The organism is Pseudomonas reinekei (assembly GCF_001945365.1).
GTDB lineage: Bacteria > Pseudomonadota > Gammaproteobacteria > Pseudomonadales > Pseudomonadaceae > Aquipseudomonas > Aquipseudomonas reinekei.
Window position 1 is genome coordinate 141,454 of the sequence record NZ_MSTQ01000004.1, and the last position, 14,960, is coordinate 156,413.

Annotated in this window: 10 protein-coding genes; 4 read left to right on the forward strand and 6 right to left on the reverse strand. The window is 62.2% G+C overall.

The features are described from left to right. The first annotated feature begins 398 nt into the window (after positions 1–398). The 4 genes from BVK86_RS07530 to BVK86_RS07545 are packed head-to-tail and all read left to right on the forward strand — an operon-like array spanning position 399 to position 4,451. Complete coding sequence (locus tag BVK86_RS07530) at positions 399–1,298, forward strand: FecR family protein (RefSeq protein WP_139315755.1); 900 nt, start codon at positions 399–401, stop codon at positions 1,296–1,298. Between the two features lie 2 nt (positions 1,299–1,300). After that, positions 1,301–2,179, forward strand: a complete 879-nt coding sequence (locus tag BVK86_RS07535) for a c-type heme family protein (protein WP_075945833.1) — start codon at positions 1,301–1,303, stop codon at positions 2,177–2,179. An 8-nt stretch (positions 2,180–2,187) separates the two neighbouring features. Then, positions 2,188–3,642: a serine/threonine-protein kinase gene (locus tag BVK86_RS07540; RefSeq protein WP_075945834.1), complete on the forward strand. Its 1,455-nt coding sequence runs from the start codon at positions 2,188–2,190 to the stop codon at positions 3,640–3,642. Beyond that, the gene (locus tag BVK86_RS07545) at positions 3,639–4,451 is read left to right on the forward strand and encodes a PP2C family protein-serine/threonine phosphatase (RefSeq protein WP_075945835.1); all 813 of its coding nucleotides are present in this window, start codon (positions 3,639–3,641) and stop codon (positions 4,449–4,451) included. The genes BVK86_RS07540 and BVK86_RS07545 overlap by 4 nt, the downstream gene beginning before the upstream one ends. On the opposite strand, the gene tagF is transcribed toward BVK86_RS07545, so the two are convergent. From tagF to BVK86_RS07575, 6 genes are read right to left on the reverse strand one after another with little or no spacing between them, the layout of a single operon-like run. Beyond that, positions 4,448–5,119, reverse strand: a complete 672-nt coding sequence (gene tagF, locus BVK86_RS07550) for a type VI secretion system-associated protein TagF (RefSeq protein ID WP_075945836.1) — start codon at positions 5,117–5,119, stop codon at positions 4,448–4,450. The genes BVK86_RS07545 and tagF overlap by 4 nt on opposite strands. Positions 5,120–5,140: 21 nt before the next feature. Next, on the reverse strand, positions 5,141–8,719 hold the full coding sequence (gene tssM, locus BVK86_RS07555; protein ID WP_083659308.1) for a type VI secretion system membrane subunit TssM: 3,579 nt from the start codon (positions 8,717–8,719) through the stop codon (positions 5,141–5,143). 2 nt (positions 8,720–8,721) lie between these two features. Beyond that, on the reverse strand, positions 8,722–10,020 hold the full coding sequence (gene icmH, locus BVK86_RS07560) for a type IVB secretion system protein IcmH/DotU (RefSeq protein ID WP_231977903.1): 1,299 nt from the start codon (positions 10,018–10,020) through the stop codon (positions 8,722–8,724). Positions 10,021–10,052: 32 nt separating this feature from the next. Continuing rightward, positions 10,053–11,381, reverse strand: a complete 1,329-nt coding sequence (gene tssK / locus BVK86_RS07565) for a type VI secretion system baseplate subunit TssK (RefSeq protein WP_075945837.1) — start codon at positions 11,379–11,381, stop codon at positions 10,053–10,055. 42 nt (positions 11,382–11,423) lie between these two features. After that, positions 11,424–12,950: a type VI secretion system-associated FHA domain protein TagH gene (gene tagH, locus BVK86_RS07570; RefSeq protein WP_075945838.1), complete on the reverse strand. Its 1,527-nt coding sequence runs from the start codon at positions 12,948–12,950 to the stop codon at positions 11,424–11,426. 41 nt (positions 12,951–12,991) lie between these two features. Then, entirely contained in the window at positions 12,992–14,953 is a 1,962-nt protein-coding gene (locus BVK86_RS07575) for a type VI secretion system Vgr family protein (RefSeq protein WP_075945839.1), read from the reverse strand. Positions 14,954–14,960 lie beyond the last annotated feature (7 nt).

Consider the following 14,960-nt stretch of genomic DNA (forward strand, 5'->3'; position numbering starts at 1 on the left):
GGGCTTATTACCCAAAGACAATCTATTGACGCCGGGATATTGGCCCTTGGCGCCGCCGAATAATAACCATGATTGTCGGCAACGAGGCAAACAAAAAGTTACAAACATGAAAATCATAAGCGCGTGCGCCTCAAGCCAGACCGGTCGAACGCCATCACCACCCGAGTGCGATCATGGGTGGTTAACACGGATGTTTGCCATGGCACCGGCAAGCGCGCGGGCGCCCGCGCGACACTTGGACAACACCTGAATCAGCGACTTTATTCCATCAATTTGTTCCATGTAATCAGCACTTTGGGATAGAGAGAATTGACGTTGCGCAGAGGCGTTCAAACGTTAGGCTGGCGCCACTTGCCAGCGCACTACGCGCCATAGGTTGCGTCACATAGGTCAAAACCGTGAACCGATTTTCTGTGCTCCTGCTGATTGCAGGGTTGCTGCAAACATCAGCCCTGCTGGCCGCTTCACGCAACGTGGGCGTGATCACGTTTGCCGAAAAACCACTTCGACTCATCCGCGCCACGGCGCTCTACAACGTTGGCCCGGGTGTGCATCTGCAAAATGGCGACTTCATCGAGTCTGATCAATCGATCACCCAGATCGAAGGTCTGGCGACCAGCACACTGGCGCTGGGTCCCAACACCCGCGCCGCCATCACTCAACGTGAGGGCGTAACCGTTGTGCACATCCTTCGCGGCTGGCTGAAAGTACAACCCGCTCCCCGTACCGCTGCGTCCGGCCTGGAGATCACCACCCGCAATTTGCGTTCGGACGTGAGCCGCAGTGCCAGCGTGATGCATGTCAGCGACACACAAGTGGAAGTCTTCGTCGAGAGTGGTTCGCAATCCATTGTGGAACTGGACAAGCGCGGCCAACCCGGGCGCACATCGTTGCTCAGTGGCGAGCAGTTCACCCTGCGCAAGGGAGACGAACCCTTACAATCCCCCGGGCGTCCGCCGGCCACTTTCATCAGCACGGTGCCGAACGCTTTTTTCGACGCTCTGGTCTTGCTGTCGGGCAAGCCTGCCGGCGATGTAGCGCCTAAAAAAATTCGCGATGTCGACTTCGCCGACATCGCTCACTGGCTCCACGCACCCAACCTGAACCGGACGCACATGGCGAATCAATTCGCCCCACGCCTGGCCAACCCGGCATTTCGCGAAGCCATTGTCCGGGAGATGGGCGGCTCATTTGAATGGGAGACCGCGTTGTTCCGTTTCGAGAGTAAAAGCCGCACCCTGAAAAAAACCGGTGACAGCGTGCGTACTACTCACCTGCAACAGCCCACCGGAGCCTGATGATGAAGTTTTCCCTGGCGGTCAAATTCAATATCGTGTTCCTGGCGGTATTCGCTGTGGGCTTCGCCGCCAGCAGTTTGTTCACTTACCGGCTGCTGCAACAAAGCGCTCGCGAAGAGTCTCTCGACAACGCGCGCATGCTCATGGGCGCAGCGTCCGCCGCCAGCATCTACACCTCGGCGCAGATCGCTCCGCTGCTGGAAAACCGTCTGCGCTTCGAGTTCTTGCCACAGTCGATCCCGGCATTCGCCTCAACCGAACATTTGCGCGAGTTGCTCAAGTCCTATCCTGATTACTCATACAAAGAAGCCACACTCAACCCGACCAACCCGCGTGACAAAGCCACTGACTGGGAGGCCACCATCGTCAACCAGCTACGTGGCAAGCCTGACCTCAAGGAACTGGTCGGTGAGCGCAATGATGGCGACGGTCCATCACTGTTTGTAGCCCAGCCGATCCAGATCACCGACCCGGCCTGCCTCGCCTGCCATACCACGCCGGCGCTCGCACCGAAAACCGTGGTCGACCGCTACGGCCCGGACAACGGCTTCGGCTGGAAGCTCAACGAAATCATCGGTGCGCGACTCGTATCGGTACCGCTTACGGTGCCGCTGGAGCGCGCCAACCTGCTCCTGCGCACCTACATGCTGTCGCTGCTGGGCATATTTGCCTTCCTGTTTTGTGCGTTGAACTTGATGGTCTACCTGTTCGTGACCCGACGCTTGTGCCAGATGTCGAACCTGGCGGACAGGGTCAGCCTCGGCGAGAGCGACGTGCCCCAGATGGACACCCGGGGCCGCGATGAACTGACGCGCCTGGCGCAATCGTTCGAACGGATGCGCACCAGTCTGGTCAGTGCCATGAAAATGCTCGAAGAATGAGCGCGACCATGCTTGAACACCTGGGCAAATACCGCATCGACAGCGTGCTCGGCAAGGGCGCCATGGGCACGGTCTACAAGGCTTTCGACCCGCACATCGCGCGCGTGGTCGCGCTGAAAACGATCCGTCTGGAATTGCTGGGTGACGAACAGCATGAACACCTCATCAGTCGCTTCAAGAACGAGGCGCAGGCCGCCGGGCGCTTGAGCCACCCCAATATCGTTGCCGTCTACGATTACGGTGAAGACGCCGGCTCGGCCTATATCGCCATGGAATTCGTCGACGGCAAACCGCTCAACCAGCTTTTGCAGACACACCCGCCGCGACGCCTGGCACTGGCGCTGTGCTGGATGCGCCAACTGTTACAAGCGCTGGAATACGCCCATTCGCGTGGTGTGGTGCATCGAGACGTCAAACCGGCGAATCTGATGATCACCGCTGAGCAGCACTTGAAAGTGGCCGACTTCGGCGTGGCACGCATGGACTCATCGAGCCTCACCCAGACCGGCTCGATGATCGGCACGCCCAGCTACATGTCGCCGGAGCAGTTCTGCGGCACCTTGGTTGACGGACGCTCCGATGTGTTCTCGGCCGGCATCGTGCTCTATCAGTTACTGACAGGCGAGCGGCCGTTTTCGGGTTCGGCCACCATGGTCATGCAGCAAATTCTCAATTCGATGCCCTTGCCGCCGTCGGTTCTGAACCCAACGCTGGACCCGCTGCTCGACGCGGTGATACTCAAGGCACTGGCCAAGCGCCCGGACGATCGTTATGCCTCGGCACATCAGTTTCTCAATGCCTTGCAAGAGATCGATGCCGAACTGCCCTTGGCCCAAGTAACGGACGATGATGCCACGCGGTTGATCAGCCCCAGGCGGGGCAGCTTCGAATCAACCATGGCCACCTTCCCCACGGCCCAATCGAGCGTCGCAGGCTCCAGCACGAGCGGAGTGCTGGACACCGTCTCACCCTGGAAAAATCTGCTGCGGGCAGAGCTGGAAACGCTCCTGTCGCATCAGATTGGTCCCCTCGCCCGTCTGCTGGTCAAGCGCTCGCTGATAACCGCCAATGACTTCGAAGCCGTGTGCAGCACATTGCTGACGCACATCCCCTCAGAGCGTGGCCGTGAGCAGTTCAAGTTGGCCACGGATACTCTGGCACGGCGCTACACACCCGTTGAAGAATCGCCTGGCGATGCACAGTCCACTGGCGAAAGTCCGAGCCAGGCACCGAATGAACCCGCAACACCGGAGGACGGCAATTATGACGCGTCGTTCGCCGCCCTCGCCGAACGGCACCTGACTCAAATCATCGGGCCGATCGCCCGCATCGTGGTCAGTCGGGCCAGTCGCGCCACCGACAGCAAACCCGCGTTTCTCGATCGGCTGGCTGAACACATCAATGATCCGTCGGCGCGGACTGAATTTTTTCGTCTGCTGCATAGCCTCGGAAATGCCTCATGAACGACTGCCCACTTGGCGTTCCAGGCCCCCATCGACTGATCAACGGCCTGGCCTGCGGTCTCAGTGATACCGGACCGGTGCGCCAGCACAACGAAGACAATTTTCTGGTCGATACTCATCTCCAATTACTGGCGGTGGCTGATGGCATGGGGGGGCATCAGGCCGGCGCCCAAGCGAGCGCCATGGCCTTGACCACCTTGCGAGAATGCCTCAGCCACCCGCCGATACCGACCCAGGTCAGCGTCGACCCGGACGCCACTTGCCAGATGCCGAGCATGAAGGCCATCGGCACCCTGCAAGCGGCGATAGAGCACGTGAATGCACGCCTGTTTGCGCAAAACCAGGCGCAGCACATGGGTGACGGCCAAGGCATGGGCACCACGCTGACCGGGGTCTGGCGCAGCGATCCGCGAGGTCCGTTGATAGTTTTCCACGTCGGTGACAGTCGACTGTATCGCTACCGCAACGGCCAATTGCTGCAACTGACCCGTGACCAGACCTGGTACCAACAAGCCCTCGACGCCGGGCATTTTGATCGCTTGCCATCACGCAACCTGCTGCTGCAAGCCATCGGACCGTCACTCAAGGTCGAGCCGCAGATTGCCATGCATCCCGTGCAGCCCGGGGATGTGCTGATGCTGTGCAGCGACGGCCTGCATGGCAGCGTGCCCCATCAGGAACTGGCGCAACGGCTGAGCCAGGTGAGCAACGACTCCCTGGCGGCGGTGTGCGAGGGTCTGATTGAACTGGCCGCCGAATACGACGGCCGGGACAACGCCACGGTATTGCTGATGCTGTGTGAACATTAACGGGCCGGCTGCCCGCCGCTGAGCATGTCGACATAGGCCCGGTCGCTCGGCAAGCCGCTGCTCACCAGCAGGCTAGGCGGACATTGCGCCGAGCCGTCAGTCCAGAACAGCGCCCGGGCACTGTGTTCACTCAGCTCCAGCGACGCCAGCCACGCTTGCCGATCTTGCCCGGCAGGCCACTCGAACCAGGATTCGGCGGGGGCTGAAGTGCTGCCGTACTGAACACCGCTGTGCGGATCACCCGATGGTTCGTGCAGGCTGAACAGCGCGTGATCGAAGGTGCTCAGGCAAAAGTGCGCGTCGAGCGTCGATAACGCCATGGTTTCCAGCGCTGCGTACCAGTCGTCGTCCAGGCTGAGTCGCTGCAGGGCGGACACCGGCGGCCCGCCGTAGGCCAGAGTCAGTGGAAAACAGCGTCCGACCCGATCCACGCTCGGCATCAGTACGCCCGCCCAGGACAGTTCGCCGCACACACCGCTGGCCAGGGCAAAGCGCCAGATCGGGCTGCACAGGTACGTCGGCAGCCACTGGTGGCCGAGGCGCTCGCGGCTGCTGGTCAGCGCGGCCTGTAACCATGCGTCCCAAATACGCAGGAACGCCGGCGACAAGCGTCGACCGATAAAATCGCCATGGCTGGCGAGTTTGCCGTAGAAGCCGCTACGTGACATTCGCTGATCCATGCGCGGCCCTTACAGTCGGCTCGGGCAGCGGAACTGCTCGAGTGCGTTGCGGCGGAACGGGTTGATCACACTGCTGGCGCGCAGCTCGTACTGAACCCTGCGGCCATCGAGATTGAACTCGACCTGATAGCGTTCGCCCTGCCCGCCTCGCACCGAGCCTTTGTCCAGAAGGTGCAGCCAGGCCCAGGGGCCGTCGCTGTCGAGCGGCCTGGCCGACGCGGGCTCGCTGTGCAGATTCACGCGATCACCGCCCTTGCCGCTGGGCAACACAATCGGCGTGAAGTTAGCGACCACGCCCGCCTCGTACACCACCGGTTGCCCATCGATATCAAGGATCACTTTGTTCAGTCCGGGATCGGCGGTCACTGCTTTCAAATCAAAACGCAGGGACGGCTGGCGAGCGCCGTTGACGAAGAACATGTCGCGTAACCGCGCCGCGCGCTGAAATTGATCGATCACGTCCTGGGATAAGCTCATCGAACCACTGCCCGCCGTACGAGGACGCCACGGGTTGCTGCTCATATCGACGTAAGGCACCAGGTTTTTGCTGAAGAAGTCGTCCATCACGCCGCCGGGTCCGAAGAACTTGCCGAAGTCGTCCGCGGTGATGTCACGGTTGGCGGTGCGCACCAACGGATAGCGACCGTCGATGGCAGCGCGACAGAATGGCGCGCCAACCGAATTCCACAGCGCATTCAGGCGTTCGCGCTCATTGCCGAGGGTCAACGCCCCGCCACGGCTGTCGACATCTCGCAGCACCGCAGAAAGGGGCGCGGGCAACGTGGTGGCAGCCCGTTTGAGGCGCGTCAGCACTTCCCCTGATGGTGCTGGCGAACCGCTGCGACGGGCGGCTTCGGCGCTGTCGAAATACTGCGCAGCGTCTTTCAGCAGCGCACTCACGTCATCCAGCGGACCCGGAGCCGGGCTGTTGACCAGACTGTGCAACGCGGCGAAATGCGGGTCTACGGGGTTGTACGGGGTGTCGAGCGGTGCACCGGCTTCGTTACCGTCCAGGGCGGATCGAAGTTTCTTGCGCGCCGCCTCGAAGCCATCGCGTACCGGCTGAGCACCGGCCGCCTCGGTGCTGCCCGTCAGTGCGTTTTCGAGGGTCGTTTCGCGCGAGGCCAGCTGCAGGAACGCGCGCAATGGCGAGTCATTGGCCGAGAGCGCGCTGCTGACCAACGCGGCCTGGTCAAGACCGGTCAGCGATACCAGTTGCACGTCGGCGAGCAAGGCGTCCCATTGCCTGATGTACTCGGCGTAATACAGACCCAGCACGGCTTGCTGCATGGCCACGGTATCGGCGGCGCTGTGTTTTTCCTCCCTGCCCAGCACCCATTTGTCCTTGGCCATCTCCGCCACGGCTGTGCTGCTGCGCGCCACCCATTCACGATAACCGGCGACGCTGAACACACCGCTCACGCCCTGGGACAACGGTACACCGCTGCGCCGTACCAGCAGCGCCGACACGTCGCGACCGGCCGCGCCACTGACGCTCGACTCCGGCAAACGCAACGCCGCCACCTGGCGCTTGAGACGGTTATAAGTGCGCTCGGCCAGCGGCATACCCGCCAGGGTCTGGCGCACCTTGGAGACCAGTGCCGCGTCCAGCTGCACCGGCTCGGCGCCCTCGTCCTCGGCATCGAACAACGCCTGTACGTGGTCAGACAGCTGCTGGCGTTGATCTTCAGTGGCTTGCGGCAATTCGCGACGCCAATCCACCTCGACCCAGGCTTGAACCGACTGCGCGTCGAAATACTGCCGCTCACCGAGCATCAGATACACGCGCAGGGTTTCGTAGAGGAACTCCTGATTACTCGCATCGCCACGGCGCAGCGCGCTCTCCAGATTATTGACAATGCGCGGCAGCAAGGTGCTGCGCAGGAGACGGCGATACAGCGTAATCGCGCCTGTACCGAGTTTTTCGCCCTGATACACCCCCAGGCGATTCAATAACGGAACCGGATCCTCGCGATGGGCGAAGCCGGCCGGCAGCGAGCGGGCGGCGTTCAACAGCGGCAATGTCACCAGCGCATTGCCTTGGGTCGGCAGTTCACGCGCCTTTCGTGCGACATCGGTCACCGCTTGGGCGGAAGCCTGCACCAAGGCTGCATTTCGTTGATAGCTGACTGTCAGGCCAATCATCAGCATCAGCGTCATGAGGCCGATCAGCGCCATGGCGCCGCGCAGCCAAAAGCGCTGACGACGCTCCTGCACGGGATTGATGCCCGCCAGCCCGGCCTCCTGGAAAATCACTTCACGCATCAGCCGCGTGATGAAATAACTGCGACCACTGGCAAATCCTGACGGCAGGCTGCTGCGACCAAGACCGAAGGCTGCCGCCAGCGACGACATGACCCGATCAATTGGGTTGCCCTGCTGAGTGCCACTGGTGAAATAGACGCCGCGCAGCAACGCCGGATCCTGGAAGCGGTTGGGCTCGAACACCGTATTCAGAAAACGCGTCAGCACCTCGCCGATCCCGGCGAACTGTTGCGCGAAGCTGTACAACAATGCTCGCCGCGTGAGATCGCGCTCCTGTTGCATGCGCTCCAGTACGCGCCCGTGCAGTTGCTTTTCCAGCGCATCGAAGCGATCCGGGAAACCGGCGAGCGCCGCCCCGGCCAGCGGCACCTGACCGCCCTGGGCCGGCGGGAATGTCACACCCCACACTTGCGAGCGTTCTTCACGGCCCATGGGTTCGAAAAATTCGGCAAACCCGGCGAGCAAGTCGCACTTGGTCACCACCACGTACACCGGGAAATTCAAGCCCAGGCGTTCCTGCAGTTCCTGAATCCGCGCCCGGATCGCGAGTGCCTGGGTTTGCCGCTGAGCTTCATTGTGCTGCAACAAGTCGCTGACACTGAGTGCGACGATGACACCATTGATCGGACGGCGGCGGCGATGTTTTTTCAGTAAATCGAGAAAGCCGAACCACGCCGCCCTGTCGACTTCGGTGTAGCTGTCCTGAGTTGTGTAACGCCCGGCCGTGTCGAGCAACACCGCTTCATCGGTGAACCACCAGTCGCAATTGCGCGTGCCCCCGACGCCGCCCACGGCTGCCGGGCCGTGGGAGTCGCTGAGTGGAAATTGCAGGCCGGAATGGGTCAGCGCCGTGGTTTTGCCGCTGCCAGGGGCACCGACGAACAAGTACCACGGCAGCTGATACAAATAGCGGTTACTCAGCTTCCAGCCCGGCGACGCCTTGCGCAACACGGCCATCGCGCCACGCATGCGTTCGCCGAGCAGCGCCATTTCGGCTTCAGAGGCTTTGGCTTCCGAGCGCCGCTGTGTAGCGTTTTCGTCGCCCTCCACACCTTGCATCAACAGGCGATTGGCGCGCTGCACGCGCCACGCGGCGATTCCCCAATACAGCGCCCAGACCACAAACAGCGCAGCGATCAAACGCCAGCGCCAGGCCTCAGGCGCCAAGGGCTGACGGCCATCGAATGCCAGCAGCGGGCCTTCGTACCACACTAATAGCGAGACCGACACCACGCCGGCCAGCGACACCAGCCAGGACTTGCCCAGCCAGTTGGAACAGCCCTTGATCTGCGACCAGGCATTCCAGATATTTAAGTTACCCATGATTACTGCGCCTGTGCGGGAACGAGCAAGGTAATGTCGACGCGTCGATTGCGCGCGCGATTGGCCGGTGTGTCGTTTTCCACCAATGGTTCGGTTTCGCCGCGCCCCTCGGTGCGATAACGCTGGGCCGGGCCGGCCTGTTCGGCCAGCAAGCGCGCCACGGTTTTCGCGCGGGCCAGGGACAGGTCGAAGTTTGAAGACAGCCGCGCTGAAGCCGACGGTCTTACGTTGTCGGTATGCCCAACCACCACCACCGCGCCCGGTTGACTGGCCAATGCCTGGCCAATTCGTGTCAGTAAAGGCTCGAACGCTTTCGCCGCTTCAGCGCTGCCGGAATCGAACACGCCGTCGCCGCGCAAGGTGATCACCGAGCGGTCTGCGCTTTCCTTGACACTCACAAGTCCTTCGGCGATTTCCGCTGCAAGGAAGCCCGAAACACGCACAGGAGGCGGGGTGATGGGCGCGACGACGGGCGGCAACGGCGAGACCACGCGCACCGCGCCCATCTGCGCAAACACCGGGTCGGACCTGTGGTTCAGCAAGCCGTTGAAGGTCAGTTGCAAGGTCACCAACAGCACCGCCGCCACCGCCGCCAGCACCCATAACGGCAACAGGCGCAGCATCGAACGCTGCTCGGTCGCGGTACCGCGCCAGTGTGGCGACAAATCCTGCTCTTGCAGGCCACGCTGCTGGCGGATCAGGCCGAACAATCGTTCGCGCAGATGACTCAGTTGCTCGGAGCCCTGTTCGATCACTCGATAACGCCCTTCCAGACCGAGGGCGATGCACAGGTAAAGCAGTTCAAGCACATCGACGTGGCGCGCGGCGTCTTGGCTGAGCCGTTGCAGGATCACGAAAAACTTTTCCCCGCCCCAGGCTTCGTTGTGGAAGGTCACCAACAAGCTGCGGGTGCTCCATACGCCGGCGCCCCACGGCGTACTGGAAATGGTTTCGTCGACCAGGGTGCAGAGTGCGTACCGGGCGGCAGCCACGGTTTCGGATTCGATCCGGCTGGCGCGGGCTTGGGCTTCGAAATGCTTCATGGCCGTGACCAGCCGTTCACGCAGCAGGTCCATGTCCGGCGCAGTGTTCGTTGAGCGCAGCGGCACCACCAGGTCCAGCAGCGGATTGGCCGCGCGCACCAGTGGGTTCAGCCCCTGGCCATTGAGCGCCATAGGCTCAACGGCTTGGTGCACGCGGTACGCCGTGTCGGGCGCTGTGTTGCGCCGCCCGCCCGGATTGGGCAGCAGTATCGTGCGGTCAGCGTCTTGTCCCGCGCCATAAGGGTCGTTCAGATTCACGTCGATTTACCTTCACTTTTACACTGCATGGCTCAGTTACGGATGGCCCAGAACTGCATCTCCAGCCCCGGAAATGTGCCCGCCACATGCATGGCGAAGCCGACCGAGTGAGTGAGCTGCTGCCAGTAGTCGCTGGCGCGATCGAGTTCGAAATAGGTGAACCCCGCGTGATACGGCAGTTGGCGGGGCGCCACGGGCAAAGGACGCAGGCCGATGCCTGGCAATTGCAGGTTGACCAGGTCGCGAATTTTTTCCACCGAGCCGATTTTGACCTGCGGCGGGAAGCCGCTGCGCACCGCTTCGGCGGGCATCTGCGCGTGGACGGCCAGCACGAAGGTGGCCGATCGCAGCAGTTGCGGGTCCGGCACCACCGCCACACGAATGCCGAATTGACGCTCTTCCAGCGCAATCTGCACCGCCCGCGCGTCGATGACCGTGGCCAACGCGCGACGCAGATCGACCATCAACGGGGCGAAACTTTCCGCTAACGCGGCATGGCGATACACCGGGTAAGTCGCACTGCGTTTATCCGGGCGGGTGAAGGTGGCCAGTTCGCCGGCCAAGGGCGCAAGCGTCTGGTAGAGCGCCTCCGGGTGCAGGCCGGTCATGCTCGCCAGGTGACGAATCAATGGTTCGCTGCGGTTGAGCAACTGCAGGAGCAGAAAGTCGGAGATTTCTGCTGCGCCGCCGCCACCGGACTGCGACAGCCGCATCGCCATGGCGTCGCTGCGTTGATGCAGCAGCCCTAGCAGTTCCTCAAGGAAATTCACCAATACCGGTGCAGCGCAGAGGTCCAGGCACGGAGGGCAGTAGTGCAGGTCAAGCGTGACTTGCTTGTCGGCGCGACGTTCGATGACCCGCGCGACGCCGAGGCTGGTGTAGGCGTCCGCCACGTCAGTCGCAAACGCCAGGCGCAGACGTTGTTTGCCTACCGTCATCAACGCGCTGCTGTCCAGGCCGTTGCTGTCCCAGGCCTCATATTCCACGGCACGATGACGGGCAAAGTTTTCCGCGCTGGGGCGGTCATCAACCTCGGCCACACCATGCCGGCGTGTCGGCAACGCGAGCACCACTATCACGTCCCGTGCATCGGCAGGTATCTCCAGCGGCAGCGGCATTTCATCGAACGGGAGGCCTACCGGCGTACCATCGGGCAGCACACCGCTGAAGGATTTCAGCGCCAGCTTACCCAGCGCCAGGTGCTGCTCGTCCAGTTCAAGGCGGCTGAAACCCCAGCCGTAGGCTTGCAGTGCGCCGATACGGGACTCGATGTGCGCTTGCAGGAAACGGTCGTGTTGCTGCAGATGCTGCGGTTGCAGCAGCATGCCTTCCGACCAGATGACTTTACTGTTCCAGGACATTTGGATTCTCGCTCGAATGAAAGGCGTGGGTGGCGGCGCGGCCTAACGGGCAGCGCGTAACCGGGCGATTTGTTGTTGATAGGCCAGGGCAAACTTCTCGCCGAAGATACGCTGCACATCTTCATCGCCGTCGCGTACCAGGTCGGCGTACAGCGCAGTCAACAGGTCCCACAAGCGGGCCTTGCGAGCGCCGGGCATCAATTTGTCAAAGCGCCCCGGTACCGCCAGGCGTTGCTCGATTCGCGCCGGCTCGAAGCGTTGCACCACTTCCGCCAGCGCGGCTCGCATGCCGACAATCACCGACAGTTCATGCGCTTTGAGGTCGTCGAAGGCTGCTGCGAGTGCACTCACGCCAGGCAAGTAGGCCGGCGCATCGGCGCTGAGCATTTGGCTCAGGGCACTTTCCGGGTTGGGGAAAAACTTCAACGGGTTGTTCGAGCGCGCGCCGATCATCGTCATGTCGATGTGACTGTCGCGTTTGGTCATCGCCCGCGCCAGCAAGATGTCCATGGTTCCGCCCACCGCTTCTCGCAGCATTTCGCCCACCAGACGTGCAAGGTCACGCGGCTCGCGTTGGGTGCGCAGGTCGGGTAACCCGAGGCCTTCCAGCAACGCTTGCAGCACGTCGTCGGCGCACGCGGCAGGTTCAGGCGCGGGGATTGGAGCGGCAACGAAGATCGCCTCGGTGGAGATTTCCGGGGGGGTGGCGTGCACCTCATTGTCAGGCGTGGGTGCGGGTTCACGCATCGCAACCGGCATCGGCGTCGCGATTAAATCCGCCAGCGGATCGTAGTCCGCAGGAATCAACAGCGGCGCGGTCTGCGGTGTTGCCTGCACCGGGGTGATGACAGAGGGAGGCAAGGCCTGCAGTTCTGGTGACAAGTGATCGTGTTGCGCACCACGAAACGCCGGCTGCCAGCGGTCTTCGCGTGGGCTGTCCAGGCCCGGCATGCGCGCTTCATGGGCCTGGGCGAACAGGTTCAACCCCAGCGGATCAGCCAGCGGCAGATCGACCGGCGACAACGACCCATTCTCCAGAATGAGCGCCGCCGCCAGTGCGTCCGGCAGGTGTGACGAAAGGCTCGGCACTGAGCTGGAAGGTGGGCTCGCCGATACGGCTTCGATGGCCGGCGCACCTGGCGCCGTCCAGATCGGCGGCGCGGCAGCCCGATCAAACACGGCCAGCGTCAGGTTCTGGGATTGGGTTTGGGACGCCGAGTCATCGTCGATCTCGATCTTCTCATCGACACTCGTCTCGACCTGCATCCGGACTTCCAGCCGATACTCGCCAATGACAATGCTATCGCCCTCCTCCAGCGATGTTTCCTGGCCGTGGCCGAGCAGCCGTTCATTGACCACGCTGGGGTTGCTGCCGATGTTGGTGAAGCAGAACGATTCACCGCGTCGCTCAATACGGGCATGGACCCGCGAAATGTATTTGCCGGGATCTTCCAGCACCAGATCATTGTTCTCGGCGCGTCCCAGGGTGCCGGTGTCGGCAGCAAACACGCAGGAACGCCCGGCCAGTGGCTGGTCGCGATAGGTTAGAACCTGAAGTATCAAGGGCATGTGGGTCACCTGGGTGTTAAGCGGTGGCAGCGCGGTTGGCGTTACGGTTTGCCATCGTCAGCCTCTTTGGGTTTGAGCGGAGGCGAGGTCGGCGTGGGCCGTGACGCCAGCACCAGCGCGTTGGCAGCGGTAGCGGCCTGCGGTAACGGGATCGGCAGCATGGACGCGATGATCGCAGGGCCGATCGTCAGGAACGAGGCGCCAGCCTTGAGCGTTATGCTGGCGCCCGCCTCGATCACCACATTCATTCCGCCCTTGATGTGCACGTCTGTGCCGCCGCTGAGGCCGAGTTTCATGGCGGCGTCGAGGGTCATGTGGGTACCGGCTTTGGCCGACACTTCACCGCCCGCCTTTTCGTTGCGATCGCCCTCGACTGTCAGGTGCTGGTCGCCACCGATCTGTTCGCGGGAATCCTTGACGACCATGGAGTGACGATCGCGCCCCACCCAATCCAGCGAGTCCTGGCGGATGCGCTGCTCAAGGTCCATCTGCGCATGAATGAACACCTGCTCGGCGCCCTTCTTGTCTTCGAAACGCAGCTCGTTGAAACCCGCGCCACCTTTCGAGGAATGGCTCTTCAGGGTCGATCGGGTCGCGTGTTCGGGCAAATTCACGGGCGACATGGTGTCGGCGTTGTAGACGCTGCCGGTGACCAATGGCTGATCAGGATCGCCCTCGAGAAAACTCACCACCACTTCCTGGCCGATACGCGGCGTGTACAGACTGCCCCAGCGCTTACCGGCCCAACCTTGAGCCACGCGCACCCAGCAGGAACTGTTTTCGTCGTCCTTGCCCTCGCGGTCCCAGTGAAATTGCACCTTGATCCGGCCGTACGGGTCGGTCCAGATTTCCTCGCCGCGCTTGCCCACCACCATGGCGGTTTGTGGACCGTGCATCAGCGGTTTTGGCGTACGACAGTCGGGGCGAAATTCCACCTGCCTGGGCAGTGCGGTGAACTCACAGGTCAGCACGGGTTCCGGATCATCCGGCGGCGTCGGTTCGTAGCGATCCGAGGACAAGCGATAGACCGCGCTGAGGATCAGCACCTGGCCATTTTGATCGCCGCGCGGGTGTTCGGTGAGGGTGAACAGCGCGCCGGGAAACAGTCCCCGCGCACGGGTGGCGCCCTTGATCCGGCGGTAGCGACTCTGCAAGGCTTCGAGCCGGGTACGGGCATAGCGCTCGCCATGTGCACGCTCGGTATAACGGCCCGGATAATCGTAGCGTTCGTGTTGCGACTGGCCATACGAGCGCACCTGCGCCGACTTCACCAGCAGGTTGGCCGAGGGCTTTTCAAAATCGAAATCCTGCAGCACATAAGCCCCCGGCTGCACCTCACCGCGCACACGCCAGTCGTAGATCACCTCGCTTTCGCGCATGGCATGATCTTGCGCCGGCATGTAGCGCACGCTGGCATAACCGGGGGTCGGCGCATGAGCGCCGTAAGAGTCAGCCAACACCAAGGTGTGACGCCCTGCCGCGCTCTTGAAGAAATAGTAAATCCCCGCCTGCTCCATCAAGCGACTGACAAAATCGAAGTCGCTTTCACGGTATTGCACGCAGTAGGTCAACGGCTGGTACGTTGCGCTGAGGCCCGTAAGATCAACATCGGCAATGGTGTACGGCGCGAACACCTGCCTGATGATCTGCGGCACGCTCTGTTGCTGGAAAATCCGGCAGTCGCTGGCCAGTGTCAGAAACCACAACCACGGCCGCAACGTCGCCTGGTAAGTGGCAAAGCGGCCCTGACGCCCGGTGGTTTCGAACGCCGTGACCAGGCCACTGAAATAGCGCTTGCCACCCGCCGGCACATCCACCGCGACGCTCATTGGCGTCGACAACAGGTCGTCGATATCGAGGTCGGCGCGCTCGCTGTAGAGCTCCAGGCGATAGTCGCTCAGTTCGGATAAACCTTCGCGGGCGTCCATGCGTCGGAACAGCAGCACATCGGCACCGAGGGTGCTACTGACCGAAACTTCGCGATTGATTTGCGTGGTTGACATGACGAGA

Coding starts and splice junctions, on each gene's coding strand:
- BVK86_RS07535 (WP_075945833.1), top strand. CDS start 1,301: ATGAAGTTTTCCCTGGCGGTCAAATTCAATATCGTGTTCCTGGCGGTA.
- BVK86_RS07540 (WP_075945834.1), top strand. CDS start 2,188: ATGCTTGAACACCTGGGCAAATACCGCATCGACAGCGTGCTCGGCAAG.
- BVK86_RS07545 (WP_075945835.1), top strand. CDS start 3,639: ATGAACGACTGCCCACTTGGCGTTCCAGGCCCCCATCGACTGATCAAC.
- tagF (WP_075945836.1), bottom strand. CDS start 5,119: ATGTCACGTAGCGGCTTCTACGGCAAACTCGCCAGCCATGGCGATTTT.
- tssM (WP_083659308.1), bottom strand. CDS start 8,719: ATGGGTAACTTAAATATCTGGAATGCCTGGTCGCAGATCAAGGGCTGT.
- tssK (WP_075945837.1), bottom strand. CDS start 11,381: ATGTCCTGGAACAGTAAAGTCATCTGGTCGGAAGGCATGCTGCTGCAA.
- tagH (WP_075945838.1), bottom strand. CDS start 12,950: ATGCCCTTGATACTTCAGGTTCTAACCTATCGCGACCAGCCACTGGCC.
- BVK86_RS07575 (WP_075945839.1), bottom strand. CDS start 14,953: ATGTCAACCACGCAAATCAATCGCGAAGTTTCGGTCAGTAGCACCCTC.